Here is a 740-nt window from a genome sequence, read left to right on the forward strand (position 1 = left end):
ACTTGGGACTTATTTAAATACCCTGGCATTCGATCAGATTCAGACATGACTAGTTTTGGCTACCAATTCAAACCTTGGTTCTCTGACACTGTGTTAGCTAAAGGTCCAGACATAAGAAACTATGTAAACGATACAGCGCAAGAATTCGGCATCGCCGAGAAGGTAAAGTTCGGCCTCAAGATAATCAGTGCCAACTGGTCTTCAACACTTCAAAAATGGGAACTCTCCGCTCTTAATGAGCAAACTCAAAAAACGGAGAACTTCACGTGCCAATTCCTTTTAAATTGCACGGGATATTACGACTATGATCAAGGTTATAAACCCAAGTTCTTAGACGAAGATAGATTCAAAGGCGAAGTTCTTCATCCTCAACACTGGCCTGAGAACTATGACTACAGCGGTAAGAAAGTAGTTGTCATTGGTAGTGAAGCAACTGCGATCACAATCGTTCCATCCATGGCCGATACAGCAGCGCACGTTACGATGCTCCAACGCTCTCCTACCTACATTATGTCATTACCTGACACAGACAAAATCGCGCGCTTTATGACCAAAATTATGCCTGACTCTTGGGCATATTTGATCACTCGTAAGCGAAACATCTTGATTCAAAGAGCACTGTACGCTGTCAGTATGAAATGGCCGAATTTTATGCGAAAGCTCCTAATGAAAAATGTCAAAAAAGAACTCGGAGAAAACGTCGATACGAAACATTATTCGCCTCGCTACAACCCATGGGA

Annotated in this window: 1 protein-coding gene; it reads left to right on the forward strand. The window is 42.6% G+C overall.

The features are described 5' to 3' along the window. Positions 1–740: NAD(P)/FAD-dependent oxidoreductase (locus A3738_RS07260; protein ID WP_197473670.1), on the forward strand; the 740-nt coding region annotated here is incomplete at both ends.

This window comes from Oleiphilus sp. HI0066 (assembly GCF_001635725.1).